At 71.6% G+C, this 26030-nt stretch carries 21 protein-coding genes and 1 pseudogene; 17 read left to right on the plus strand and 5 right to left on the minus strand.

Going from position 1 to position 26030, the window contains the following annotated elements; all coding sequences use genetic code 11:
• Positions 1 to 137 precede the first annotated feature (137 nt).
• Entirely contained in the window at positions 138 to 1640 is a 1503-nt protein-coding gene (locus H9Y04_RS19165; RefSeq protein WP_187815160.1) for a DUF7059 domain-containing protein, read from the plus strand.
• Positions 1641 to 1798: 158 nt separating this feature from the next.
• On the opposite strand, the gene H9Y04_RS19170 is transcribed toward H9Y04_RS19165, so the two are convergent.
• Positions 1799 to 2248 carry a MarR family winged helix-turn-helix transcriptional regulator gene (locus tag H9Y04_RS19170; protein ID WP_187815161.1) on the minus strand — a complete coding sequence of 150 codons (450 nt, stop codon included), beginning with the start codon at positions 2246 to 2248 and terminating at the stop codon, positions 1799 to 1801.
• A gap of 118 nt (positions 2249 to 2366) precedes the next feature.
• Between H9Y04_RS19170 and H9Y04_RS19175 the strand changes: the two genes are divergently transcribed.
• From H9Y04_RS19175 to H9Y04_RS19220, 11 genes and pseudogenes are all read left to right on the plus strand, one after another.
• Positions 2367 to 3818, plus strand: coding sequence for an MFS transporter (locus H9Y04_RS19175; protein WP_187815162.1), 1452 nt, complete (start codon positions 2367 to 2369; stop codon positions 3816 to 3818).
• A gap of 180 nt (positions 3819 to 3998) precedes the next feature.
• Positions 3999 to 4855 (plus strand): annotated as a pseudogene (locus H9Y04_RS47755) (serine/threonine-protein kinase); the annotation flags it as partial.
• Positions 4856 to 5065: 210 nt separating this feature from the next.
• Positions 5066 to 6049, plus strand: a complete 984-nt coding sequence (locus tag H9Y04_RS47760; protein WP_308801033.1) for a septum formation family protein — start codon at positions 5066 to 5068, stop codon at positions 6047 to 6049.
• Positions 6050 to 6158: 109 nt separating this feature from the next.
• Positions 6159 to 6356: a hypothetical protein gene (locus tag H9Y04_RS19185; protein ID WP_187815163.1), complete on the plus strand. Its 198-nt coding sequence runs from the start codon at positions 6159 to 6161 to the stop codon at positions 6354 to 6356.
• A 326-nt stretch (positions 6357 to 6682) separates the two neighbouring features.
• Positions 6683 to 9502, plus strand: coding sequence for a type I DNA topoisomerase (topA, locus tag H9Y04_RS19190; RefSeq protein ID WP_187815164.1), 2820 nt, complete (start codon positions 6683 to 6685; stop codon positions 9500 to 9502).
• A 107-nt stretch (positions 9503 to 9609) separates the two neighbouring features.
• Positions 9610 to 12813: a dTMP kinase gene (gene tmk / locus H9Y04_RS19195; protein WP_187815165.1), complete on the plus strand. Its 3204-nt coding sequence runs from the start codon at positions 9610 to 9612 to the stop codon at positions 12811 to 12813.
• A gap of 113 nt (positions 12814 to 12926) precedes the next feature.
• Entirely contained in the window at positions 12927 to 14132 is a 1206-nt protein-coding gene (locus H9Y04_RS19200; RefSeq protein WP_187815166.1) for a DNA polymerase III subunit delta', read from the plus strand.
• A 130-nt stretch (positions 14133 to 14262) separates the two neighbouring features.
• Positions 14263 to 15795, plus strand: a complete 1533-nt coding sequence (locus H9Y04_RS19205) for an alpha/beta hydrolase (protein ID WP_187815167.1) — start codon at positions 14263 to 14265, stop codon at positions 15793 to 15795.
• Between the two features lie 112 nt (positions 15796 to 15907).
• Complete coding sequence (locus tag H9Y04_RS19210) at positions 15908 to 17086, plus strand: NAD(P)/FAD-dependent oxidoreductase (RefSeq protein ID WP_187815168.1); 1179 nt, start codon at positions 15908 to 15910, stop codon at positions 17084 to 17086.
• Between the two features lie 42 nt (positions 17087 to 17128).
• Positions 17129 to 18013: an RNA polymerase sigma-70 factor gene (locus tag H9Y04_RS19215; RefSeq protein WP_187815169.1), complete on the plus strand. Its 885-nt coding sequence runs from the start codon at positions 17129 to 17131 to the stop codon at positions 18011 to 18013.
• Between the two features lie 141 nt (positions 18014 to 18154).
• The gene (locus H9Y04_RS19220; RefSeq protein WP_187815170.1) at positions 18155 to 18775 is read left to right on the plus strand and encodes a LysE family transporter; all 621 of its coding nucleotides are present in this window, start codon (positions 18155 to 18157) and stop codon (positions 18773 to 18775) included.
• A gap of 114 nt (positions 18776 to 18889) precedes the next feature.
• Here the strand turns inward: H9Y04_RS19220 and H9Y04_RS19225 are convergent, their stop codons facing one another.
• Complete coding sequence (locus H9Y04_RS19225; RefSeq protein WP_187815171.1) at positions 18890 to 19480, minus strand: TetR/AcrR family transcriptional regulator; 591 nt, start codon at positions 19478 to 19480, stop codon at positions 18890 to 18892.
• A 172-nt stretch (positions 19481 to 19652) separates the two neighbouring features.
• On the opposite strand from H9Y04_RS19225, the gene H9Y04_RS19230 reads away from it, so the two are divergent.
• The gene (locus H9Y04_RS19230) at positions 19653 to 21089 is read left to right on the plus strand and encodes an MFS transporter (RefSeq protein ID WP_187815172.1); all 1437 of its coding nucleotides are present in this window, start codon (positions 19653 to 19655) and stop codon (positions 21087 to 21089) included.
• A gap of 45 nt (positions 21090 to 21134) precedes the next feature.
• Here the strand turns inward: H9Y04_RS19230 and H9Y04_RS19235 are convergent, their stop codons facing one another.
• The gene (locus tag H9Y04_RS19235; protein WP_187815173.1) at positions 21135 to 21485 is read right to left on the minus strand and encodes a PRC-barrel domain containing protein; all 351 of its coding nucleotides are present in this window, start codon (positions 21483 to 21485) and stop codon (positions 21135 to 21137) included.
• A gap of 205 nt (positions 21486 to 21690) precedes the next feature.
• On the opposite strand from H9Y04_RS19235, the gene H9Y04_RS19240 reads away from it, so the two are divergent.
• Together H9Y04_RS19240 and H9Y04_RS19245 are read left to right on the plus strand one after the other, a co-directional pair.
• Positions 21691 to 22107: a hypothetical protein gene (locus H9Y04_RS19240; protein WP_187815174.1), complete on the plus strand. Its 417-nt coding sequence runs from the start codon at positions 21691 to 21693 to the stop codon at positions 22105 to 22107.
• Between the two features lie 140 nt (positions 22108 to 22247).
• On the plus strand, positions 22248 to 23108 hold the full coding sequence (locus H9Y04_RS19245; protein WP_187815175.1) for an RNA polymerase sigma factor SigF: 861 nt from the start codon (positions 22248 to 22250) through the stop codon (positions 23106 to 23108).
• Between the two features lie 86 nt (positions 23109 to 23194).
• On the opposite strand, the gene H9Y04_RS19250 is transcribed toward H9Y04_RS19245, so the two are convergent.
• Both H9Y04_RS19250 and H9Y04_RS19255 read right to left on the minus strand, forming a co-directional pair.
• A complete protein-coding gene (locus H9Y04_RS19250; protein ID WP_187815176.1) occupies positions 23195 to 23749 on the minus strand; it encodes a DUF6817 domain-containing protein in 555 nt (184 codons plus the stop codon).
• The gene (locus H9Y04_RS19255; RefSeq protein WP_187815177.1) at positions 23746 to 24237 is read right to left on the minus strand and encodes a MarR family winged helix-turn-helix transcriptional regulator; all 492 of its coding nucleotides are present in this window, start codon (positions 24235 to 24237) and stop codon (positions 23746 to 23748) included. Before H9Y04_RS19255 ends, H9Y04_RS19250 begins: the two co-directional genes overlap by 4 nt.
• 59 nt (positions 24238 to 24296) lie before the next feature.
• On the opposite strand from H9Y04_RS19255, the gene H9Y04_RS19260 reads away from it, so the two are divergent.
• Together H9Y04_RS19260 and H9Y04_RS19265 are read left to right on the plus strand one after the other, a co-directional pair.
• Positions 24297 to 25235, plus strand: coding sequence for an ABC transporter ATP-binding protein (locus tag H9Y04_RS19260; protein WP_187815178.1), 939 nt, complete (start codon positions 24297 to 24299; stop codon positions 25233 to 25235).
• 2 nt (positions 25236 to 25237) lie between these two features.
• Entirely contained in the window at positions 25238 to 26017 is a 780-nt protein-coding gene (locus H9Y04_RS19265; RefSeq protein WP_187815179.1) for an ABC transporter permease, read from the plus strand.
• Positions 26018 to 26030: the final 13 nt, after the last annotated feature.

Raw genomic sequence — 26030 nt, forward strand, 5'->3', positions numbered from 1 at the left:
GCAGGGCGTTCCCGTCCAGCTGACGCACGCCGCAAGGAACGGCCCGGTACGCACTGCGTGCCGGGCCGTTCCGCGTATGTCCACAGCGCGCGGTGTTCGCGTAGGTGCCGGGCGCGTGGTGCGGTGACAATGGACGGGTGAGTACGACGAAGCCTCTGCCCTCGACCGACCGCGCGGGCGCAGCCCAGCTGCGCGCAGCGCTCCTCGCCGCCGACTTCACGGCCGACGGCCTGCTGGAACTGCTCGGCGCCCCCGCGTACGCCGCGCTGGCCCGCAGCGAGACCGTGCCCGCCGTGCGCGCGACCCGCGGCGAGGGCGCCCTGGAGACGCTCGTACGCCTCTTCCTGCTCCAGGACGCCCTGCCGGGCGACCGGGTGGCGCAGGCCCTGCCGCTCGAACAGGCCCTCGCGCAGGGCTGGTTGACCGAGGACGGCGACCAGGTGCGGGCCACGGTCGACGTACGGCCCTACGGGGGCCCCGACGGCCAGGACTGGTTCATCGTGTCCGACCTGGGGTGTGCGGTCGGCGGGGCCGGCGGGATCGGCAGCAAGGACGAGGGCGTGGTGCTCGGCGTCGGCGGGGCGTCCACCACGCTCGCCGGGATCACCGTGCGCCGCCCCGTGGACAGCGCGCTCGACCTCGGCACCGGCTCCGGCATCCAGGCGCTGCACGCGGCGCAGCACGCCACGCGCGTGACCGCCACCGACCTCAACCCCCGTGCCCTGCGCATCACCGCGCTCACGCTCGCGCTCTCGGACGCGCCCGAGGCCGACCTGTGCGAGGGCTCGCTCTTCGAGCCGGTCGGGGACGACACGTACGACCTGATCGTCTCGAACCCGCCGTTCGTGATCTCCCCGGGTGCGCGGCTGACGTACCGCGACGGCGGGATGGGCGGCGACGATCTGTGCCGCACGCTCGTGTCGCAGGCGGGGGAGCGGCTGAACGAGGGCGGTTACGCGCAGTTCCTCGCCAACTGGCAGCACGTGGAGGGCGAGGACTGGACCGAGCGGCTGCGCTCGTGGGTGCCGCGGGGCTGCGATGCGTGGATCGTGCAGCGTGAGGTGCAGGACGTCACGCAGTACGCGGAGTTGTGGCTGCGGGACGCGGGGGATCACCGCAGCGATCCGGCCGAGTACGCGGCGCGGTACGACGCGTGGCTGGACGAGTTCGAGGCCCGTAAGACCAAGGCCGTCGGGTTCGGGTGGATCACGCTGCGCAAGTCCGGTGCCGCGGAGCCCTCGGTCGTGGTCGAGGAGTGGCCGCACCCCGTCGAGCAGCCGCTCGGGGAGGCGGTCGAGGCGCACTTCGCGCGGCTCGACCATCTGCGGGCGCATGACGATGCGGCGCTGCTGGCCGGGCACTTCGTGCTTGCGGAGGGTGTGGTGCAGGAGCAGGTCGGGCTGCCCGGTGCGGAGGATCCCGAGCATGTGGTGCTCCGGCAGCATCGGGGGATGCGGCGGGCCACGAAGGTGGACACGATCGGGGCGGGGTTTGCGGGGGTGTGTGACGGCAGCATGAGTGCGGGGCGGATTCTGGACGCGATTGCCCAACTGGTGGGGGAGGATCCGGTGTTGCTGCGGGATCGGACGCCCGCGCAGATTCGGCTGCTCGTCGAGCAGGGGTTTCTGTTGCCTGCGTAGGGCGGTTTCGTCGTCGGGTGCGGGTGGGTGGGGGTGCAGGTTCGCCTGCGGCGGGCTGAGTTCCCCTACCCGCCCCTTCCCGAAACCGGGGCTTCGCCCCGGACCCCGCATCCGAACTTCGTTCGGATCTGCTCAAACGCCGCAGGGGCTGATAAGGATCACCGCGGCCAAGGCTGGCCGCTCAGCCGTTCAATGCTCGTGTTGAAGCGCTGCAGATAGCGGGCGAAGGTTTCCACGTCCTCCGCCGGCCAGTCGTCGAAGACCTGGTTCAGCTCGTCGACCCGGGTCTCGCGTTCGTCGTCGACCTCTCGCTCGCCCGCTTCTGTGAGCTGGAACTTGCGGGCCATGCCGCCCTCCGGGTCCGGGATCCGCCTCAGGAGACCCGCCCGTACGGCGTGGGCGGTCTGGCGGTTCACGGTGGAGGTGTCGAGGTGGAACGCCTCGCTCAGTTCGCCGATCGACATCGGCCCCTGGATCCGGATCCGGCTGAGCATCACGTACGTACTGCGCTCCAGGCGGCCCTGCTCCTTGCGGAGTTTGGCGCCGCTGAGCTGGTGGCGGCCGAGCACCATGTGCTCGAACTCGACCAGATGCGATGGCTTGTCCATGTACGTACGTCCTCCTGATGGCGACCGTACCGCACAGCCGACGCCGATGTGCATGACGCACATCGTGTGTACGATGCATATCGTTGCCTGAGGATCCCATCTGGAGAAGCGAGCGTTCATGGAGACCCCCCAGCCAAGGAGCCGGCCGGGCCGCATAGTCGCCACGCTGGCGCTCGCCGGAACCGTGGCCGCGCTCATGCAGACCCTGGTCACCCCGCTGATCGCGGAGCTGCCCGAGCTGCTCGGCACCTCGCCGTCCAACGCGGCCTGGGTGATCACGGCGACTCTCCTGGTGGCCGGTGTCTGCGTGCCGGTCTCGGGCCGGCTCGGCGACCTGGTGGGCAAGCGCCGCATGCTGCTGGTCTGTTCGGTGCCGCTGGTCGTGGGCTCGGTGGTGTGTGCGCTGTCGTCCTCGGTGCTGCCGATGATCGTCGGCCGCGGACTGCAGGGCATGGGGATGGGCATGGTGCCGCTCGGTATCGCGCTCCTTCGGGACGTCGTGCCGAAGGAGCGGCTCAGCGGATCCATCGCTCTGGTCAGCGCCTCGATGGGCATCGGCGGCGCGATCGGTCTGCCGATCGCCGCGGCCGTGGCGCAGTACGCCGACTGGCGTGCGCTGTTCTGGGGTTCGGCCGTGCTCGCCGCGCTGATCGGCGTACTGATCTACGTGATGGTGCCCGACGTACCGGCCGGGGCGAAGGGGCAGCGGTTCGACCTGCCCGGTGCCGTCGGTCTGGCGATCGGGCTTGTCGCCCTGCTGCTCGCGGTCTCCAAGGGGGCGGACTGGGGCTGGAGTTCGGGCACCACGCTCGGTCTGTTCGCGCTCGCCGTCGTGGCGCTGCTCGTCTGGGGCTGGTGGGAGCTGCGCACCCGCGACCCGCTGATCGATCTGCGCACCACCGCCCGGCCCCGCGTCCTGCTGACCAACATCTCCTCGATCCTGGTCGGCGTCGGCATGTACGCCTTCATGCTGATCGCGCCGCAGCTGCTTCAGTTCCCCGAGGCCACCGGCTACGGGCTCGGACAGTCGATGCTGGCGGCCGGTCTGTATCTGGCGCCCGGCGGCGTGATGATGATGCTGATCTCGCCGCTCGGCGGGAAGCTGATCAACTCCCGCGGGCCCAAGTCCGCGCTGATCTGCGGTGCGTTGGTGATCTTCGCGGGGTATGGGCTCGCGCTGCCGCTCATGGGGTCGGCCTGGGGCCTGATGGTCGTCGGCATCGTGGTCAGCGGCGGGGTGGCCCTCGCGTACGGGGCGATGCCCGCCCTGATCATGAGCGCCGTGCCGCTCTCCGAGACCGCCGCCGCCAACGGATTCAACGCGCTGATGCGCTCGCTCGGCACCACCATCGGCTCCGCCGTGATCGGGGTGGTCCTCGCGCAGATGACCATCAGTGTGGGCGGCCGGACCCTCGCCTCGGCGGACGGCTTCCGTGTGGGCCTGCTCATCGGGTGCGCGGTGGCGCTGCTCTCCGCGCTCGTGGCGTGCACGATCCCCGCGATGCGTACCGCCGGTGACGGTGCGGGGGACGAGCGGGCCGTGGCGGAGAAAGCCGGGGCGCGCGCCTGAGGGCGCGCGGCGCGGGCGGGGACCGAGCGTCCCAAGTGCGCCGAGCGCCCCAAGTACGCCGAGCACCCTGAGCGCGCCGAGCGCCCCAAGTGCCGGGATTTACAAGGAAAAAGCCTGCTTGGAACCGGCGCGTCCCCCTTACCGTCGATACCGACATGTCGCAGTCTCGGGGGAGGCGCCATGGCCGGGGACATACCGGAGCGGGGTGCGGGCAGGGTCATCGGCGGCCGTTACCGGCTGCTGCGCAAGCTGGGTTCGGGCGGGATGGGCCGGGTCTGGCTCGCCTACGACGACGAACTGGCCTGCGAGGTCTCGATGAAGGAGATCACGCTGCCGGCCGTCCCGATGGACGCGTCCGAACCTGCCCAGCGCATCGCCCGCGCCCGCAGCGAGGCCCGGCACGCGGCGCGGCTGCGCGGCCATCCCCATGTGGCGACCGTGCATGACGTGCTGCTGCACGAGGGGCTGCCGTGGATCGTCATGGAGTACGTGGCGGACGCGACCGATCTGCAGTCGCGCGTACGGAACAGGGGTCCGCTGCCCGCGCACGAGGCCGCACGGGTGGGCCGCGCGGTGCTCGACGCGCTGACGGCCGGGCACCGGATCGGCATCCTGCACCGCGATGTGAAGCCGGCCAACATCCTCTTGGCGCCCGACGCTTCGGGCGACCCGGCGGGCCGGGTGCTGCTCACCGACTACGGCATCGCGCTGCAGCCCGAGTCGAGCGAACCGCGCCTGACGTCCACCGCCGGGATCCTCGGGACGCCCGGCTATCTCGCGCCCGAGCGGGCACGCGGCGAGCCGCCGACGCCGGCCGCCGATCTGTTCTCGCTCGGGGCGACGCTCTACTACGCGGTGGAGGGCCGCGGCCCCTTCGACCGCGGTGACGAGTACGCGATGCTCACCGCGCTGGTCGGCGAGGACCCTGGCCGCCGGCGCGGGCCGGTGAACTCTGGCCCGTACTACAGGGATTGCTGCACAAGGACCCGGTGCTCAGGTCGGCGCCGGAGACGGCGGCGCGGCGGCTGCGGGAGGTCGAGCAGGGGACGGCGGGCGGCCCGCCAGGAGGCACCTTCGGGCCCCCGCCGGCGGGGTACTACGCGGGCACACCGAACACGCCCGGTACGCCCGGCACGCCTGTCACTCCTCACGCCCCGGGCACCCCCCAGACGCCGGGCACGCCGGGTGGCCCCCCGTCACCCGGCGGCGGCCCTCAATTCCCGTACGCCCAACAGGCTCTGCCACCGGTGGGCCAGCCCTGGCCCGGGCAGCAGGGGCACCCCACACCACCCGGCGCGCCCGCGGGCGACGGCCCCCGCCGCAAACTCTCCACGGCCATGGTCGTCGCCCTCGTGGCCGCCGTGGTCGTGGCCATCGCCGGTCTGTCCTGGGGCGCCTGGGCGACCTTCCGCGATACGGGCGATCCGCAGGCAGGAAAGAACGGGAAGCCGACCCCCACCGCACCCACGAGCAGCGCGCCCCCGAGCCCGACCGGCCCCGTCTACCCGTACGGCGAAGAGGTCGGTCTCAAGAAGCCGTTGCAGGCGGGGGATTGCGTCAACGTGGTCTGGTCGGGGACCCCCTTCAAGTCGGGCGCCAACCTCGGTGTCGTCGCCTGCGGCGCCGAGGACTCGCTCGCCGACGGCCAGGTCCTCGCCCTGGAGACGCATGCCAGCGCCCAGGAGGCCGGCGACCAGGGCGCCGAGCGCTGCGCGGGCCAGGTGGGACCGATCGCCGAGGCGCTGCCGGACGCGGGGGTGCACGCCGTGGTGCCCACGAAGGAGGGCTTCGAGGCGGCCGGGCGGGCCACGGCCTGTCTGGTGCTCGGTGAACATGCCGCGATCGGCGGGGAGATCGGGCGGTTCAGGGACGACGGGCAGATGCTGTTCACGAATCAGATGTCCGTCGGGGACTGCCTGCGCTACGACGACAGCGTCAAGGACGCCGAGGGCTACCGGCTCACCGACTGCGCGGAGCAGCACGAACTCCAGGTCATCCCCGGCGCCGCCGCGCCCGGCGGCATGAGCTGGACCAAGGTCAGCGAGGAGGCGTGGAAGGTGTGCGGGAACAAGTACGAGTCGGCCTGGGCACCCGGCGGCGACCACGCGGTGTTCGGTTTCGCGCCGTACGAGGAGGACTGGAAGGACGGCATGAAGACGCTGGTCTGCCTCGTCGGCCGGACCGACGGCACGGCCTTCACGGGCGCGATCGCGGACCCCGCGGAGGCCTGAGCGACGGCGTTCACCCGGGGTTGGCCCCGGCGACGCCCGGATGTGGCCGAAGCCTGCCAGCCTGCCGCGATCGGGGAAGCGGTGGGCGGCGACGGGGAGGAACACAGCCATGGACAGTGCACCGGCGATCTTCGCGGGCACGGTGTTCGCCCTGTTCGGGGTGGGCCTGGGGACCTGGACCGTGGCCCGGGTCGCCCACCGCAGGCCCGTGATCGAGCAGGCTCGGCCGGTGATGTCGGCCACGCTCAGCGCCCTGGTCTCGGCGGGCGCGCTGGCGCTCGGGGTCTGGTGCTTCCTGCGTAGGTGACCTGCGTATCCCCGTCGTATTCCGGATCATCCGGCGCCAGGTGGCGGGGAGGGAAACCGGCCAATCCGGGAGAGAAGGCTCCGGTACCCGGAAAAGGCCAGGTCGGCAGTCCGGGCGGCAGGACAGGCGGTAGTCGGGTTACCGTTCGAGTGGCCGCTGCGGGCTTTTCCCGTTTGACACGGGGGCGGGATGTACCGTCACACTCCGCAGCGTCACCGTATGACCGCAGAGGGCGGCGCCGTGGAAATGTTCGCGGGACCGCCGTATGAAGGCATACGGGCCGCACTGTCAGCCAGTGAGAGCGTCGACCGGAGAGAAGAGCCACGTTGTCCCCGACCAGCGAGACCGCACAGGGCGGCCGCCGCCGACTCGTCATTGTCGAGTCCCCTGCCAAGGCGAAGACCATCAAGGGCTACCTCGGCCCGGGGTATGTCGTCGAGGCGAGTGTCGGGCACATCCGCGACCTGCCGAACGGCGCCGCCGAGGTGCCGGAGAAGTACACCGGCGAGGTGCGCCGCCTCGGCGTCGACGTGAACAACGACTTCGAGCCCATCTATGTCGTCAACGCCGACAAGAAGGCCCAGGTCAAGAAGCTCAAGGACCTCCTGAAGGACTCCGACGAGCTCTTCCTCGCCACCGATGAGGACCGCGAGGGCGAAGCCATCGCGTGGCACCTCCTCGAGGTCCTGAAGCCCAAGGTCCCGGTCAAGCGCATGGTGTTCCACGAGATCACCAAGGCCGCGATCCAGGAGGCCGTCGCCAGTCCGCGCGAGCTCAACAAGCGCATGGTCGACGCCCAGGAGACCCGCCGTATCCTCGACCGCCTCTACGGCTACGAGGTCTCGCCGGTCCTGTGGAAGAAGGTCATGCCGCGTCTGTCGGCGGGCCGTGTGCAGTCCGTCGCGACCCGGCTCGTCGTCGAGCGCGAGCGGGAGCGCATCGCGTTCCGCTCCGCCGAGTACTGGGACCTGACCGGCACCTTCGGCACCGGCCGCGCCGGTGACGCCTCCGACCCCTCGCAGCTGATCGCCCGTCTGACCACGGTCGACGGCAAGCGCGTGGCGCAGGGCCGTGACTTCGACTCGCTCGGCCAGATCAAGGGCGCCAACACGCTGCACCTCGACGAGGCGAACGCCCGCGCGCTCGCCGCGGCCCTGGAGAACGCGCAGTTCTCGGTCCGCTCGGTCGAGTCCAAGCCGTACCGCCGCTCGCCGTACGCGCCGTTCCGCACCACGACCCTGCAGCAGGAGGCCTCGCGCAAGCTGGGCTTCGGTGCGAAGGCGACGATGCAGGTGGCACAGAAGCTGTACGAGAACGGCTTCATCACCTACATGCGTACCGACTCCACCACGCTGTCGGACACCGCGGTCTCGGCCGCCCGCACCCAGGTGACCCAGCTGTACGGGGCCGACTATCTGCCGGACAAGCCGCGCACGTACGCCGGCAAGGTCAAGAACGCGCAGGAGGCGCACGAGGCGATCCGTCCCTCGGGCGACCGCTTCCGCACCCCCGCCGAGACCGGCCTGACCGGCGACCAGTTCCGTCTGTACGAGCTGATCTGGAAGCGCACCGTCGCCTCCCAGATGAAGGACGCGACCGGTAACTCCGTCACCGTCAAGATCGGTGGCACGGCGAGCGACGGCCGCGACGCCGAGTTCAGCGCGTCCGGCAAGACCATCACCTTCCACGGCTTCCTCAAGGCGTACGTGGAAGGCGCGGACGACCCGAACGCCGAGCTCGACGACCGTGAGCGTCGGCTTCCGCAGGTCAGCCAGGGCGACCCGCTCTCCGCGGACGAGATGTCCGTGGACGGCCACGCGACCAAGCCGCCGGCCCGCTACACCGAGGCCTCGCTCGTCAAGGAGCTCGAAGAGCGCGAGATCGGCCGCCCGTCGACGTACGCGTCGATCATCGGCACGATCCTCGACCGCGGTTACGTCTTCAAGAAGGGCACGGCGCTCGTCCCGTCCTTCCTGAGCTTCGCCGTGGTCAACCTGCTCGAGAAGCACTTCGGGCGGCTCGTCGACTACAGCTTCACGGCCAAGATGGAGGACGACCTCGACCGCATCGCGCGGGGCGAGGCGCAGGCCGTGCCGTGGCTGCGGCGCTTCTACTTCGGTGAGGGCTCCGACGGGGCCGGGGGTGCGGCCGACGCCGGCAACGGCGACGGTGACCACCTCGGCGGTCTGAAGGAGCTGGTGACCGACCTGGGCGCGATCGACGCCCGGGAGATCTCCTCCTTCCCCGTCGGCAACGACATCAAGCTGCGTGTCGGGCGCTACGGCCCGTACATCGAGCGCGGTGAGAAGGACGCCGAGGGCCACCAGCGGGCCGACGTCCCGGACGACCTCGCGCCGGACGAGCTGACGGTCGAGCTGGCCGAGGAACTGCTCGCCAAGCCGAGCGGTGACTTCGCGCTCGGCAAGGACCCGGTGTCGGGCAACGAGATCGTGGCGAAGGACGGCCGCTACGGCCCGTACGTCACGGAGATCCTGCCCGAGGGCACGCCCAAGACCGGCAAGAACGCGGTGAAGCCGCGGACCGCCTCGCTGTTCAAGACGATGTCCCTGGACACGGTCACGCTCGACGACGCGCTGGCGCTGATGTCGCTGCCGCGGATCGTGGGCACGGACGCCGAGGGTGTGGAGATCACCGCGCAGAACGGGCGCTACGGCCCGTATCTGAAGAAGGGCACGGACTCGCGTTCCCTGGAGAACGAGGAGCAGCTCTTCTCGATCACGCTCGACGAGGCCCTCGCGATCTACGCCCAGCCGAAGGTCCGCGGGCGGGCCGCCGCGAAGCCGCCGCTCAAGGAGCTCGGCGAGGACCCGGTCTCGGGCAAGCCGGTGGTCGTCAAGGACGGGCGCTTCGGTCCGTACGTGACGGACGGCGAGACGAACGCGACGCTGCGGGCTGCGGACTCCGTGGAGGAGATCACGCCGGAGCGCGGGTTCGAACTGCTCGCGGAGAAGCGGGCGAAGGGGCCGGCGAAGAAGGTCGCCAAGAAGGCGCCGGCGAAGAAGGCCCCGGCCAAGAAGGCGGCCGCGAAGAAGACCGCTGCCAAGAAGACGACGGCTGCGAAGAAGGCCCCGGCCAAGAAGGCCGCCGCGAAGAAGGCTGCGGCTTCGGCTCCGGCCGAGGACTGAGTTCCCGTAAGGCGAAAGGCCCGCCCCCTCCCCGTACGACGGTGAGGGGGCGGACCTATGTTCGGGAGGCGGTCCGGGGACGGGGGCGCTCCGGATAGGCTGGTCGAATGACCCGAGACGACTCCGATGCCGCCCTGGTCGCCGACTCCCGCGAGCGTGCCGTACGCGCGCTGTTGCGCCATCCCCCGCTGAAGCGCCTGTGGAGCGCGCAGTTCGTGGGAGGGATCGGGGACGCGCTCGCGCTGCTCGTGCTCGTCCTGCTCGGGGTGCAGGCGGCGCTCGCCGAGCAGTCCTTCGGCGGTGGTTATCGCGGCGTCGCCTTCGCCGTGGCGGCCGTCTTCGCCGTCCGGATCCTCGCGACCCTGATCTTCGGGGCCGTGCTCCTCGGCCCGCTCACCTCGCTGACCAGTGCCGAAGGTCCGCTCGACCGCCGCTGGACCATGATCGTGTCGGACGGTCTGCGGGCCGTGCTCCTGATCATCGCGCCGCTGTGGATCGACTGGACCCCGGACAATGCGCTCGCCGTCCTGCTCGTGACCGGCTTCGTCGTCGGCGTCGCCGAGCGCTTTTGGACCGTGGCCCGCGAGAGCGCCGCACCCGCGCTGCTGCCCGCGCCCCCGTTGGAGGGGGCGACCGTACGCCCGCTGCCGGACCACACCGAAGCGCTGCGCCGCCTGTCGCTGCGTACGGGATTCATCGCGCTGCCCGTCGGCGCGCTCGTGCTGATCACCGCCACCCTCATCGGCAATCTGCTCGGTGCCGGGGTGGACTGGTTCGCGCAGCACCAGGCCGCGCTGGCCTCGTATGTCGCCGCCGGACTGTTCGCCGCGTCGCTGTCCGTCGTCTACTTCATCGAGCTGCCCGACAGCCGGACCCCGCGCGCCCGTTCACCGCTCGAGGGCCTGCGCCGGCCGAAGACCGGCGGCGGTGTCGACAAGGGCCGTACGGGCGCCATCCCGCTGCTCGTCCTGGCCTGCGCGGCGGTCGCCGCGGCCATCGCGGCCGCCGTCTCCGTGGTCGTGCTGCACGCGATCGACCTGGGCGGCGGGCCCGTTCTCTTCGGCATCTTCGTCACTGCGCTGACCGCGGGCACCGTGCTCGGGATCCGGATCGCACCCTCCGTGGTGCCCGCCCTGTCGCGGCGCCGGCTGCTCGCGCTCGCCGTCGCCGTGGCCGGGATCGCGCTGCTCGCCGCCGGTCTCGTACCCGACCAGACCACCGTCCTGCTGCTGCTCGGCCTGGCCGGCACGGCCGCCGGAGTCGCCGCCAACACCGGGCACTCCCTGCTCGACCAGGAGGTCGAGGACTTCCGCCGGACCCGTACGACCGAGCATCTGCAGGCCGCTGTACGGGTGGCGGTCGCGCTGGCCGCGGTCGTCGCGCCCGTGCTCGCCGGGCTGATCGGGGAACACCGGCTCGAGAACGGCAAGTTCGTGTTCGCGCACGGCGGCGCCGCCTTCCTGCTGATGCTGGCGGGCGCGCTGCTGCTTCCCGTGGCGGCTCTGGTGCTCGCCAAGGCCGACGACCGGTCCGGGGTGCCGCTGCGCCGCGATCTGACCGATGCGCTGCGCGGCGCCGAACCGGCCCAGGCGCCGTCCGCGACCGGGTTCTTCATCGCGCTCGAAGGCGGCGACGGTGCGGGCAAGTCCACGCAGGCGAACGCGCTCGCCGAGTGGATCAGGTCCAAGGGCCACGAGGTCGTGCTCACGCGCGAGCCGGGTGCGACGCCCGTCGGCAAGCGGCTGCGCTCGATCCTGCTCGACGTGTCGTCGGCCGGGCTCTCGCACCGCGCGGAGGCGCTCCTTTACGCGGCCGACCGCGCCGAGCACGTCGACACGGTGGTCCGGCCCGCTCTTGAGCGCGGCGCCGTGGTCATCACCGACCGGTACATCGACTCGTCCGTGGCCTACCAGGGCGCGGGCCGCGATCTGTCCCCGACGGAGATCGCCCGTATCTCGCGCTGGGCGACCGACGGGCTCGTACCGCATCTGACCGTCCTTCTCGACGTTTCGCCGGAGGCTGCGCGCGAGCGCTTCACCGAGGCGCCGGACCGGCTCGAGTCGGAGCCGGCCGAGTTCCACGCGCGGGTCCGCTCCGGCTTCCTGACGCTCGCCTCCGCCGACCCCGGGCGCTATCTCGTGGTCGACGCGGCGCAGGACCCCGAGGCCGTCACCACCGTCGTACGGCACCGTCTCGACCAGCTGCTGCCGCTCTCGGACGCCGAGAAGCAGGCGCAGGAGGAGGCCCGCAAGGCGGCCGAGGAAGAGGCCCGGCGGCGCGCGGAGGAAGAGGCCGCGCGCAAGGCCGAGGAGGAGCGCCTGGAGCGCGAGCGCCAGGAGCAGCTGGCCCGCCTGCGCGCCGAGGAGGAGGAGCGCAAGCGCCGCGAGCTGGAGGAGGCGCGGCGCCGCGAGGAGGAGCGGCAGGCCGAGGAGGCGCGCGCACGCGCCGAGGAGGCCCGCCGGCTCGCCGAGGAGGAGCGGCGTCGGCGTGAGGCCGAGGAGCAGCTGCGGGCCGCGGAGGAGGAGCGTCGCAGGCGCCAGGCCGCGGAGGAGCAGCGGCTGCGGGACGAGGCCGAGGAACGGCGTCTGGACAAGCAGCGCAAGGCGGAAGAGGCGCTGTTGAAGGCCGAGGAGGCGCGGCGGACCGCTGCCGCTGCGGCGCTGGCTGCCGAGGCGGCGGCGCAGCCCGATGCGGAGACCACGGTGCCGACGCCGATCGTGAAGGGCGCGGACGAGACCACCGTGTCCACGCCGATCGTGGCGCCCTCGCCCTCCGCGCCGCCGGCGGATGAGACCGCGGTGCTGCCGGTTGTGCCTGAGCCCGGTGGGCGGGGTGCGCAGGATGTACGGGGTGCTGACGGTGCGCAGGATGTACGGGGTGCCGACGGGGCGCAGGATGCACGGGATGCCGACGGTGCGCAGGATGTACGGGGCGGTCGGGATGGCCGGGAGGCCGACTCCGGGCCGCAGGACCGTGGGGCCGCGGTGAGTCCGGCCGAGGAGACGGCCGTGCTGCCGAAGCCGGCCGCGGCGGACGAGACCGCGGTGCTGCCGCCCGTACGGGACGCGCGGCCCGCCGACGATCCGGCGGACCGGGTGCCGCCGGGGCTGTTCCGCGACGAGCGGCCTGCGGCGGGTCGCGAGGACCGTACGCGGGAGCTTCCGCAGGTCGACGAGACGGGTGCGCCGCGGCGGCGTCCGCGCTCGGACTGGGCGGAGGAGACTCCGCTGGACGATCTGCCTTCTCTGGCGGATGAGTTGCTGGGTGAGCGGGATGAGGACGGGCCGGGCTCGGGCGGGCGTCGGGGGTAGGGGCGCCTGCGGCGGGCTGAGGGGCTGGATGGCGGAGCCCGCTGTCAGTGGGCTGCCCCACAATGGGACGGTAGGGCGCACCACCCCCCGTAGTGAAAGAAGGGCGGCACCCCATGCCCGTATGGGATGACCTGGTCGGTCAGGACCGGGTGACCGCGCAGCTCGAGGCTGCCGCGCGGGATGCCGACGCGTATGTGACGGCGGCCGCCGAGAAGACCACGCTGCCGTCGAGTTCGAAGATGACGCACGCGTGGCTGTTCACCGGCCCACCCGGCTCGGGGCGCTCCACCGCGGCCAGGGCCTTCGGCGCGGCGCTGCAGTGCGTGAGCCCGGACCGCGCGCTCGGCGGGATCCCGGGCTGCGGCTTCTGCGACGGCTGCCACACCGCCCTCGTCGGTACGCACGCCGATGTCGAAGTCGTGCGGACCGATCTGCTCAGCATCGGCGTGAAGGAGACCCGCGACCTCGTCCGGCGGGCCCAGATGTCCCCGGCCGGCGGCCGCTGGCAGGTCATCGTCCTGGAGGACGCCGACCGTCTCACCGAGGGCGCGGGCAATGTGCTGCTCAAGGCCGTCGAGGAGCCCGCGCCGCGCACGGTCTGGCTGCTGTGCGCGCCCTCCCTCGAGGATGTGCTGCCCACGATCCGCTCCCGCTGCCGCCACCTCACCCTGCGCACCCCGCCGGTGGACGCGGTGGCCGACATCCTCGTACGGCGTGACGGCATCGAGCCGCCCGTCGCGGCCGCGATGGCCCAGGCCACGCAGGGCCACATCGGGCGCGCCCGCAGGCTCGCCACCGATCCGCGGGCGCGCGAGCGGCGGGCCGCCGTGCTCAAGCTGCCGCTGCGGGTCGACGACATCGGCGGCTGCCTCAAGGCGGCCCAGGAGCTGATCGATTCGGCCTCCGATGACGCCAAGCAGCTGGCGGAGGAGGTCGACACCAAGGAGACCGAGGATCTGAAGGCGGCGCTCGGCGGCGGTCAGGGCGGGCGGATGCCGCGCGGCACCGCGGGTGTGATGAAGGACCTGGAGGACAAGCAGAAGCGGCGGCGCACGAGGACGCAGCGCGACACCCTGGACCTCGCGCTCACCGACCTCACCGGCTTCTACCGGGACGTTCTGGCACTGCAGCTGGGCTCCCAGGTCGCCCTCGCCAATGTCGACCACCGCGAGCAGCTGGAGCGCCTGGCCCGGTCCGGTTCGCCGGAGGCGACCCTGCGCCGGATCGAGGCGATCTCGGCCTGCCGCGAGGCACTCGACCGCAATGTGGCCCCGCTGCTCGCCGTCGAGGCGATGACGATGGCGCTGCGGGCGGGCTGAGGCCCAGAGGCTGCGGGCGGCTGAGTCCCAAAGGCTGCCACCCCGGAGTCGCCCCCGGGAAGCAAGGGCGCGCGTCACTCGTACGAGGCGGAGCAACTCCGCTGAGCGACCGCACCGTTACCCTCGGTGGATGCGCACCGAAGCCCCCCTCGCCCGTACCGCCGCCGCCCTGCTCGCGGCGGGGCTGCTCATCTCCGGCTGTTCCGGGGGGAGTTCACCGGATCCCTCGGCCCAGTCCTCCCTGGACGGCGCGGACCGGGACGCCCTCGAGACGTACTACGCACAGCAGTTGAAGTGGCGCGAGTGCGGTGTCCCGGGCTTCGAGTGCGCGACCCTGAAGGCGCCGCTCGATTACGCGCAGCCGGACGAGGGCGAGATCAAGCTGGCCGTCTCCCGCAAGAAGGCCACGGGCCCCGGCAAGCGCATCGGCTCCCTGATGGTGAACCCGGGCGGCCCGGGCGGCTCCGCGATCCAGTACCTGCAGGCCTACGCGGCCCTCGCCTATCCCGCTCCGGTCCGCGCCCGCTACGACATGGTCGGCATGGACCCGCGCGGCGTGGCCCGCAGCGAGCCCGTCGAGTGCCTCGACGACAAGCAGATGGACGCGTACACGCAGACGGACGTCACCCCGGACGACGCGCGGGAGCAGGACCAACTGGTCGCCGCGTACAAGGAGTTCTCACAGGGCTGCGAGAAGCGTTCGGCGAGGATCCTGCCGCATGTGTCCACCGTCGATGCCGCCCGCGACATGGACCTCCTGCGCGAGGTGCTCGGCGACGAGAAACTGCACTACGTCGGAGCCTCGTACGGCACCTTCCTCGGTGCCACGTATGCCGATCTCTTCCCGGACAAGACCGGCCGGCTCGTCCTCGACGGCGCGATGGACCCGTCCCTGCCCGCCGAGCAGCTGAACCTCGACCAGACCGCCGGATTCGAGACCGCCTTCCAGGCCTTCGCCGAGGACTGCGCCAAGCAGGCCGACTGCCCGCTGGGGACGACGAGCGCCGAGGACGCGGGGCGACGGCTCTCGGCGTTCTTCAAGGAGCTGGACGCCCAGCCCCTCAAGGCGGACGACCGCGAGCTCGGCGAATCCCTCGCCACGACCGGCGTGATCGCCGCGATGTACGACGAGGGCGCCTGGCCCCAGCTGCGCGATGCGCTCACCTCCGCGATGAAGGACAAGGACGGCTCGGGTCTGCTGCTGCTCTCGGACAGCTACTACGAGCGCGAGCCCGACGGGAAGTACGGCAACATCATGTTCGCCAACGCGGCCGTCAACTGCCTTGATCTGCCTGCCGCGTTCACCTCTCCGGACGCGGTCGAGGAGAAGGAGTCGGACTTCGCGAAGGCCTCGCCCGTCTTCGGCGAAGGCCTCGCCTGGGCCGGTCTGACCTGCGCGTACTGGCCGGAGAAGGCCACCGGCGAGGCGCATCGCATCGAGGCCGACGGCGCCGCCCCGCTGCTCGTGGTCGGGACGACCCGCGACCCGGCCACGCCGTACAAGTGGGCCGAGTCCCTGGCGGACCAGCTCGCGAGCGGCACCCTGCTCACGTACGACGGCGACGGGCACACCGCGTACGGGCGGGGCAGTGACTGCATCGACACGGCGATCAACCGCTACCTGATCGAGGGCAAGGTCCCGGAGGGCGGAAAGCGCTGCTGACCTCCGTACAGGAAGAGTGACTCAGGTCACATTCCGGCTCCTGTCACATCCGTGCGGTGTCGTCTGTCCCATGGACGACACCGCAACGGAAACGACCCGACAGGAGCCCGTCATGAGTACCTCCTCGCACCGCATCGTCGTCCTCGGCGCCGGCTACACCGGCATGATGACCGCTTCCCGGCTCGCCCGCCGCACCCGCGGTGACCAGGGCGTACGGATCACGCTGGTCAACCCCTCGCCCCGGTTCACCGAGCGGCTGCGGATGCACCAGATCGCCGCGGGCCAGGAGCTCGCCGACTTCCGGATCACCGAAGTGCTCGACGGTACGGGCATCGAGTTCGTCGAAGGCCGGGCGACCGCGATCGACGTCGAAGCCCGTGAGGTCGAGGTGTCCGGGGCCGGGCGGCCACTGCCGTACGACACCCTCGTCTACGCGCTCGGCAGCTCGACCGACACGAGCCTGGTGCCGGGTGCCGCCGAGCACGCGTACACGCTCAACGACCCGCGTACCGCCCGCACCATGGCGCTCGAGCTGGCCGGCCTCGCGCGGCAGGGCGGCGCGGTGACCGTCGCGGGCGGCGGGCTCACCGGTATCGAGGCCGCCGCCGAGATCGCCGAGTCCCACCCGGGGCTGCGCGTGACGCTGCTGAGCCGCGAGGTGCCCGGCTCGATGATGGGTCCCAAGGCCCAGGCGTATCTCCTTGCCGCACTCGACCGGCTCGGCGTCACCGTCCGCTCGGGCGTGACCGTGGGCAAGGTGCTGCCCGCCGGGGTGGAGCTGGCCGACGGTGAACTCCTCGCGTCCGACGTGACGTTGTGGACCGCCGGCGTACGCGTGCCGAGGCTCGCCGCCGAGTCGGGGATCGCCGTCGACGCGGCCGGGCGGATCCTCGTGGACGCCACGCTGCGTTCCGTTTCGCACCCGGAGATCCAGGCGATCGGGGACGCGGCCCGGGTCGAGCAGGCCTGGGGCACGCTGCACGGCACCTGCCAGTCGGGGATTCCGACGGCCGCGTACACCGCGGACGCGATCGCGCGGCGGCTGCGCGGCAGGCAGGTGATGCCGTTCCGCTTCGGCTACATCCACCAGCCCGTCAGCCTCGGCCGCAAGGACGCGGTCATCCAGTTCACCAAGCCGGACGAGAAGCCGCGGCGGATCTGGCTGAAGGGCCGCAGCGCCGTGTTCTACAAGGAGACCGTGAGCGCGAGCCCGGTGCAGACGTACAAGCTCACCAAGAAGCTCGCCGGTGCGGCCGTCTGGCCCCAGGGCGGCCGGGCGACGAAGGCGTGAACGGCCTTGATGCGGAAGCCGGTTGGCTGCGAAGGTGGCGCGATGCCGGACGCTCGCGCCACCGACCAGCCGTTCCTGGAGCACCGCCGTCTGCTCTTCGCCACGGCCTACCGGATGCTCGGCAGCGTCGCCGACGCCGAGGACGTCGTGCAGGACACCTGGCTGACCTGGTCGAAGGCGGACCGCTCCGATGTCGCCAACGCCCGCGCGTATCTCGTCCGCACCGTGACCAACCTCTGTCTGAACAGGCTCACTTCGGCCCGCGCCACCCGTGAGTCGTATGTCGGCCCGTGGCTGCCGGAGCCGCTGCTCACCGCTCCCGACGTCGCCGAGGAGGCCGAGATGGCCGAGTCCGTTTCCATGGCGATGCTGGTGGTCCTGGAATCCCTCGGGCCCGTCGAACGCGCGGTCTTCGTCCTGCGCGAGGTCTTCGGCTACTCGCACGCCGAGATCGCCGAGACCCTCGGCAGATCCGAGCAGTCCGTACGCCAGACCGCCCATCGCGCCCGCTCCCACGTACAGGCCAGGCGGCCCCGGTACGAGGCGGACGGCGCCGAGCGCGAGAAGGCCACCCAGCTCTTCCTGAAGGCCGCTTCCGGCGGCGACCTGAACGGGATGATGGCGCTGCTCGCCCCCGACGTCACCTGCTGGTCGGACGGCGGCGGCAAGGTCACCGCGGCCCGCCGCCCGCTGCAGGGCGCGGACGCGGTCGCCCGCTGGGTGCTCGGCGTCCTGGCCAAGCCGGACTACGCCGCCATGGTCACGGCCCCGGCCGTCATCAACGGTGAGCTCGGCCTCCTGTTCACCCTCGACGGGGTCACCATCGGCACGCTCTCGTACGCGGTGACGGACGACGGGCGGCTGAGTGATCTGCGGTTCCAGGTGAACCCGGACAAGCTCGGGGGTGTGCAGCAGCCCGGAAATTGAGTTGCTGCTGCCGAGGCCCACCCGCCACGATCCCCGCATGACATCTCTTCGCACCGCCGCCCTGCCGCTTGCCGCCGCCACCCTTACGGTGCGCGCGCAGCAGCAGCCCGGCCGTCCATGGAGGCCCGAACTGCCGCTCGCATGACGGCGGCAGCGGTCGCCGGACTGCTCGCCGGTTATGGCATCGCCATCCCGGTCGGCGCGGTCGCGACCTATCTCGTGGCCCTCACCGCCCGCACCTCTCTGCGCACCGGGGCCTCGGCCGCGCTCGGCGTCGCGAGTGCCGACGGCCTCTACGCCCTGATCGCCGCACTCGGCGGCACCGCGCTCGCCCCGCTGCTCGCCTCGGTGACGGCCCCGTTGCGCTGGGCCTCGGCCGTGGTCCTGCTCGCTCTGGCGGTACGGGGATCAGTCAGCGCGGTCCGCCAGTACCGGGGCACGGCCGCAGCAGGCCGTGACGTACGCGAACTCACGCCGCTGCGGGCCTACGTGAGCCTCCTCGGCATCACGCTGCTCAACCCGGTGACCGTCGTCTACTTCACCGCGCTCGTCCTCGGCTCGGGCTCGGGATCGCCCTCCGGGGGCGCCGAGCAGACCGTCTTCGTGCTCGCCGCGTTCCTCGCCTCCGCCAGCTGGCAGCTGCTGCTCGCGGGCGGGGGAGCGCTGCTCGGCCGACTCCTCACGGGCAGGCGGGGACGGCTGGTGACGGCGCTGGCGTCGAGCGTGCTGATCGCGGGGCTTGCGGTGGGGGTGGTGCCCTAGCGGGAGTGCCTCCAGCCCTGCCTGACGGAAGTGCCCCCAGCCCTGCCTGACGGAAGTGCCCCCAGCCCTGCGTAACAGAGTGCCCCTGCCCCTGCGTGACCGGAGCAGCAGCCCCTACACCCCGGGCCACCCGCGCCGCAGATGCCCGAAGGCCGCTTCGAGCGCGCGGCGCGGGTCGGGGTCGAGTGCGGTCAGGTCGGGGATCTCCAGGACGTACCGCGCGAGGAGACGCAGGGAGAGATCGCCCTCGGGGCGTCCGGTCTCCTCGGCCATCACCTTCGTGAGCGACTCCTCGCACGAGACCCACAACTGCCGTGCGTAGGCACGCAACTTGGGGGTGTTCGTCACGAACTCCACCTGCCGCCGGAACGCGTGGTCCTGATCCGACGAGAAGATCCCGCGCCCGGCGAAGAACCGCTCGAGCGCATCGAGCACCGACTCGCCCTCGCCGCGCTCGCGCACCGCCGCCGCCAGCGAGGCCGCGCGCTCGCTCCCGTCGCCGAGGATCAGCGCCTCCTTGCCGCCGGGGAAGTGCGCGAACAGCGTGGTCACGGCGGTGTCGGCGCGCTCGGCGATCTGCGCCACGGTCACCTTCTCGAAGCCGCGCTCCAGGAACAGCTCCAGCGCGGCATCGGCCAGCGCTTTCCTGGTCGCCGCCTTCTTGCGCTCGCGCCGCCCGGGCTCCTTCTTCGCGGTCTCCGTCATGGCCTCAGCGTACCGGAGCCATCCCGTACTCGTATCGAGTGCAAAACTGTAGCGATTGCGGTTTTGAAATCGCTGTGCTTTTCTGGATGAGCGGCCACCGTGGCCGCCGTCCCTCCGCGGACCCGCGGCGACCGCGCCGTGCCCGCTCCCCCCTCACCTCTAGGAGTCCGCCATGTCTGCGACGCCTGCTCTCACCGAGCCGCCCAGGACGGCGGCCTCCCTCTCCCGTACCGCGCTGTGGCTGATCCTCGGCCTGGTCCTCCTTGCCGACGCGCTCGACATGATCGACTCGACGGTCACGAACATCGCGGCGCCGACGATCGTGAACGACATCGGCGGCGGCGCATCCCTGATCAAGTGGCTCGGCTCCGCCTACGCCCTCGCCATGGGCGTGCTGCTCGTGATCGGCGGCCGGCTCGGCGACAAGTACGGTCAGCGCCGGCTCTTCCTGATCGGCATGGCCGGCTTCACCGCGGCCTCCGCGGTCGCGGGACTCTCGCCCGATCCGGCGCTGCTGGTCGTGGCCCGCGCGGTCCAAGGCGCCTTCGGCGCGCTGATGATCCCGCAGGGCATGGCGATCCTGACGAAGACCTTCCCGCGCGACATGCTGCGCAAGGCCTTCCAGCTCTTCGGACCGCTGCTCGGCCTCGCCTCCGTGGGCGGCCCGGTGCTGGCCGGCTTCGTGATCGACGCCGACTTCGGCGGTCTGTCCTGGCGCCCGGTCTTCCTGATCAACCTGGCGCTCGGCGTGCTCGGTCTGTTCGCCGCCACCCGGCTGCTGCCCAAGGACGACGGCGACCGCGGCACGTCCGTCGACGGGTGGGGCGCGGGGCTGCTCGCCGTCACCATGTTCGGCTTGATGTTCGGCCTGATCGAGGGCTCCACGTACGGCTGGAGCGCGCTGTCGCTCGGCTCGCTCGCTGTCGGCGTGGTCTTCCTCGCCCTCTTCGTCCGCCGTCAGCGCACCGCCGCCGAGCCTCTGATCAAGCCCACGCTCCTCAGGAACAAGGGCTTCACCTCGGGCCTGTTCGTCGGCCTGCTCTACTTCGCGGTGACCAGCGGACTCACGTACGTCATCTCGCTCTTCCTGCAGCAGGGCCTGCACGCGAGCCCCGGTGACACCGCGCTCGGCATGCTGCCCCTGACGCTCGGCATCATCGTCGCGGCCTTCGCGGGCATGGCCCTGGCCGCGAAGCTCGGCCGGACGCTGATCCTCATCGGCATGCTCCTGACGCTGGCCGGCGCGGGCTGGCTGCTCGCCCTGGTCCTGGCCTCGGGTCTCTCCGTCGGCCTGTGGGCCCTGGCCCCGGCGGTCTTCCTGACCGGCCTCGGCATGGGCGCCTGCTTCGGCACGATCTTCGACATCGCCCTCGGTGACATCGACCCCGACGAGGCCGGCAGCGCCTCCGGCTCGCTCACGGCGATCCAGCAGCTCGCCAACGGCATCGGCTCCGCCACCGTCACCACCGTCTACTTCCACTTCCTGCCCGGCGGCTCGACGCACGCGATGACGATCAGCCTGATCGTCGTCCTCGCGACCACGGCGGCCTGCCTCCCGGCGCTGCGGCTGCTGCCGCGCAAGGCGCAGGAGGGGGCGGGCCACCACTGACACCCGGTCCCGGCTCCGGCCCGAGGTCCCCGCCGCAGGTGCGTGTCACGCCGGGCCGTTCCCGTAGTGCGCGTCGATGCGGGAGCGGTAGCCGGGATCCGTGACGCGCATGTCGCGGTCGAAGGGCGGAGCATCCCTGATCAGGTCACGGGTGTGGGGGACGTGCAGCACTCCGCCGGTCCGGTCGACGTGGGTGACGGCCCAACAGGGCAGCAGCACCCTCTTGTTGAAGAGGGTTCCGCCCGTGTTGACGACCAGATGGTCGGGGCCGACCTCCTCCGAGTGCGCGTCCACCTCACCCGCGGGTCCGTCGTCGCCCTCCACGCTGTAGCCGATCACCTCGACGGGTGTGAAGGGCGCGTTCCCGAGCGGGGGAAGAGGCGGGCTGTCGGTCATGGCACTCCTCTCCAGTGCGTACGGGGTCGGTACGCACCGCTGGTCCAGATGGAACTCCTGATGTCCAGGCGGCTGCGGACGAAACATTCCGGCCGGCCTCAAGTCCCGCTGTTCATACGGAAGTTGGTTGCCTTCATCCGTACGGTCGAACGGGGCTTCGTACGGCCGGTTGTTTGCGGGCGCGGGATGCGGCTATTCGAGCGTCATGGCCAACACACCGCAGAAGAAGGACGAGACGACCACCCGCACCGCCAAGACGGCCGCCGCAAGAGCGAAGCAGACCGCCGCCAAGTCCACGGCCTCCGGGTCCGAAGCCGCCAAGTCCACGGCGTCTTCCGGGGCCGAGGCCGCCAAGTCGGCCACGTCCGGTGCCGTACCCCAGGCCGCGCTCACGAAGGTGGGCTCCGCCCTCGGCAGCGTCCAGGCGAAGGCGGGCCCCGTCGTGAGCCAGGCGACCACCCTGGCGACCACCGCATGGACCGTCGTCCGCGCACGCAAGCTGATCGCCACGGCGGGCGCCGTGGGGACCGCCACCGTGGCCGCCACGGCGTTCGCGGCAGGGCGCCGCTCTCAGCGCGCCGCCCACGGACCGCTCACCCGCCTCACCGGAGGCCGGATCTGACGCGCCTTCGATGAAGTCGATTTTGCGTCATCCAAGAGCGCGGTTTCGGCAGAACGGGTGTGAGAACCGAGTAAGGGAGCACTTGGTTCCGGGCGCGATGCGGACCACGCGCCAGTCGACGACGAGCGGAGGGGCAGAGCATGACGACCCAGACGGCTGCAGCACCGGCACGGGCCACGGAGTCCCGGGAGCTGGCCGGTCTTCCTGTCGTGGATCCGGCGTCCGTGGCGCCGAGGGACGCCCGTGAACTCTCCAAGACGTTCTTCGACAGGCTGTGCACCCTCGAAGAGGGCACGCGCGAGCACCAGTACGTGCGCAACGTGCTGATCGAGATGAACCTCTCCCTGGTGCAGTACGCCGCCTCGCGGTTCAAGCACCGCGGACCGCAGGAGATGGAGGACATCGTCCAGGTCGGCACCATCGGCCTGATCAAGGCGATCGACCGCTTCGACCTGTCCCGTGAGGTCGAGTTCACCTCCTTCGCGGTGCCGTACATCACCGGCGAGATCAAGCGCTTCTTCCGCGACACGACCTGGGCGGTACATGTGCCGCGCCGGCTGCAGGAGGCGCGGATCGAGCTGTCGAAGGCCACCGAGGAGCTGCAGAGCCGCCTGGGCCGCTCGCCCTCCACGCAGGAACTGGCCGAGCTGATGCAGCTGGAGCCGGCCGAGGTGGCGCAGGTGCAGATGGCGGCCCAGGGGTACAACTCGTCCTCGCTCGACGCCTCGCTGTCCGGTCAGAACGACGAGGGCGAGTCCGCTCTCTCCGACTTCCTCGGGACCGAGGAGGACGCGTACGAACTCATCGAGGACTTCCACACACTGGCCCCGCTGATCGGTGAACTCGACGAGCGCGACCGCATGATCCTCCACCTGCGCTTCGTGGAGGAGCGCACCCAGTCGGAGATCGGCGAGGCGCTCGGCTGCTCCCAGATGCATGTCTCCCGGCTGCTCAACCGCATCATGCAGCGGCTCCGCAAGGAGATGCTCGCCACTACCTGAGCCGACCGGTCGAGGGGTCGTCGGAGGGCGCGTGCCTTCCGGCGGCCCCTCGGCCCGTTCCGTGCCGCGTACGGAGGCCTGCCCGATCAGGCAGTCGCCGTACGCCCCTCGCCCCGGAGCACCTCGACGCACGCCTGCCAGGCGGCAGGGCTCAGGGCGGGGCGCATCCTGGTGTACAGCTCCAGGAGGCCTGCCCCGTGCTTGCGGCGGAACTCCTCGTCGACCAGGGCGAGATCGAGCTCGTTCGCCGCCGTGAGCTCGGCGAAGTCCCGCTGCTCCTGCGGCGTGGGATGGCGGTCCTCGCCGGTGAACCGGTCGCGGTACGCGCCCGGTTCGCGATACGTCGTCGCCCGCTCGCACGCCCCGTAGAAATACACGATCCCCTCGGCCTCGGCACCGATCGCGGCCACGAGCTCGGCCCGCCGCTCCAGGGGAAGCAGCGCGGAGGCGAACCCGTCCGTTCCGTAGAACGCATGGCAGAGTCCGGCCAGTTGGAGCTCCGGCCGCGCACCCCAGGCGGCGAGCTGCTGCCGTACGCGCAGCAGATGGGCGAGCAGGGTGCCGCCGGGGTGCTCCATGGCCTCGGCGCCGCACCGGCGCAGGAGCTCAAGGGCGGGCTCGATGTCCACGTCAGTGCTCATGACTCTCCGGTTCCTGGCGCCTCGCCGCCGGGCTCCACGCCCTTCAGGCGGTCGATGGCCACCGTCAACGTATCGGTGAAGGCCGCCATTTGGCCGGGCGGCAGGTCCCCGAACAGGACGGCGGCGAGCTCGTCGCGGCCGCCGCGCAGGTCGGAGGTGAAGGTGCGCCCCTTCGCCGAGAGGGAGACCAGCGTCGCGCGCCGGTCGGTCGGATGCGCCCCGCGCGTGACCAGGCCCTCCTCCTCCAGCGCGTCCAGGAGGCCGGTCACATTGCGGGGCGTGACCCCGCGCCGGGCCGCGAGCGCCCGCTGGGTCATCGGCCCGTGGTGGAACAGCTCCCAGAGCACCCCGGCCCGCGCCGTCGTCAGCCCGCGCTCGGCGAGACCGCGCTGCATCAACGAACCGAGTACTTCGGCCAGTTCGAAGAGACGGTCGAGCGAAGCCCTGGCGGTGGCGGGCTCGTCCGGCGTATTGTGAAGTAACTTCACTATGTAGCACCTCCGTATACAGGGTAGTGCCATGGGCCGCCCGAGGGGAGTGGTCGACCATGAAGATCCAAGTGAGGGGCCTGACCAAGGCGTTCGGCGGCCGGAGGGTGGTCGACGGGCTCACCTTCGAGGTGGAGCCCGCCGCGGTCACCGGCTTCCTCGGCCCGAACGGCGCGGGCAAGACCACCACCTTGCGCATGCTCCTCGGCCTGGTCGCCCCGGACTCCGGCAGCGCGACGGTCGACGGCCGCCCGTACGCCGAACTGCCCGACCCGGGGCGGACGATCGGCGCCGCCCTGGAGGCCACCGGCTTCCACCCCGCCCGCACCGGCCGCGATCATCTCGCCGTCCTGTGCACCGTGCACGGCTTCGACCGGCGCAGGGCGGACGAGGCCCTGGAGACCGTCGGCCTCGCCGAAGCGGCCCGGCGCCGCGTCGGCGGCTACTCGCAGGGGATGCGCCAGCGTCTCGCCCTCGCCGCCGCGCTCCTGGGCGACCCCGAAGTCCTCGTCCTCGACGAACCCTCCAACGGCCTCGACCCCGAAGGGATCGCCTGGTTACGGCAGTTCCTGCGCACCTGGGCGGACGCCGGCCGGACCGTACTGGTCTCCAGCCACCTCCTCTCCGAGATGGAGCAGCTCGTGGACCGTGTCGTGATCATCGACCGGGGGCGCCTCGTCCACGCGGGGCCGCTCGCCCACCTCCCCGGCGGACAGGTCTCGGTGCACAGCCCGCAGGCCGAAGCGCTCCGTACGGCCTTGGAAGCCACCGGTGCGCGCACGCACAGGACCCGGCCCGACGCCCTCACGGTCACCGGCCTCCCGTGCGCCGAGATCGGCCGCCTCGCCCACCGCCACCGCATCGAGCTGCATGAACTCACGCCGGAATCGGGCGACTTGGAGACTCTCTTCTTCACTCTCACCGGCGGTGGCAGCGGCAGTGGCAGCGGCACTGGAAACGGCATCGGCATCGGCGCCGGCTCGCGAGAGGGGAAGTGACCATGGAGCGCCAGTCCTTGAGCCGACTCGTACGCGGCGAGTTCCACAAGCTGTTCACCACCCGCCTCTGGCTCTGGCTGCTGCTCGCGTCCCTGGCGCTCACCGCCCTGTACGCGAGCCTTCTGATCGCCTTCTCCGACGGCTCCGGGACCTGGACGCCGCCGCTCGACACGGCCCCTGGTCAGCAGACGCTGTTCGCGGTGGCCGCCGGCGGCACCGGCACGCTGGCCGCCGTCCTGGCCGCGATCGGCGTCACGGGGGAGTTCCGGCACCGCACGGCGACCGTGACCTTCCTGGCCACGCCGCACCGGGGGCGCGTCGTCACCGCCAAGCTCCTCGCGTACGCGAGCGTCGGCGCGGCCTTCGCCGTCCTCGGCCTGGGCGTGGTCACGGCGATCGCCCTGCCCTGGCTCTCGGCGAAGGGCATCGGCCTGTCGCTCACCGCGCACGGCATCCCCGGCACGGCCCTCGGGGTCCTCGCCTCGGTCACGCTCTTCTCGCTGATCGGCGCGGGCCTCGGCGCACTCCTGCGGGACCAAGTCGCCACGGTGGTCGCCCTGTTGGTGTACCGCTTCGTCGCGGAGCCGATCCTCACCGGCGTACCGGCCCTCGAGGCCTTCTCGCGCTATTTGCCGGGCCCCTCGTCCTCGGCCCTGACGCAGATCACGCTCACCACGCAGGAGTTCCTTCAGCCGTGGGCCGGCGGTCTCCTGCTGACCGGTTACGGCCTGACGTTCGCGCTCCTGGGCACGGTGTGGTCCGTACGCCGGGACATCACGTAGACCTGTCCGTAGG

The organism is Streptomyces polyasparticus, assembly GCF_014493765.1.
Lineage (GTDB): Bacteria > Actinomycetota > Actinomycetes > Streptomycetales > Streptomycetaceae > Streptomyces > Streptomyces polyasparticus.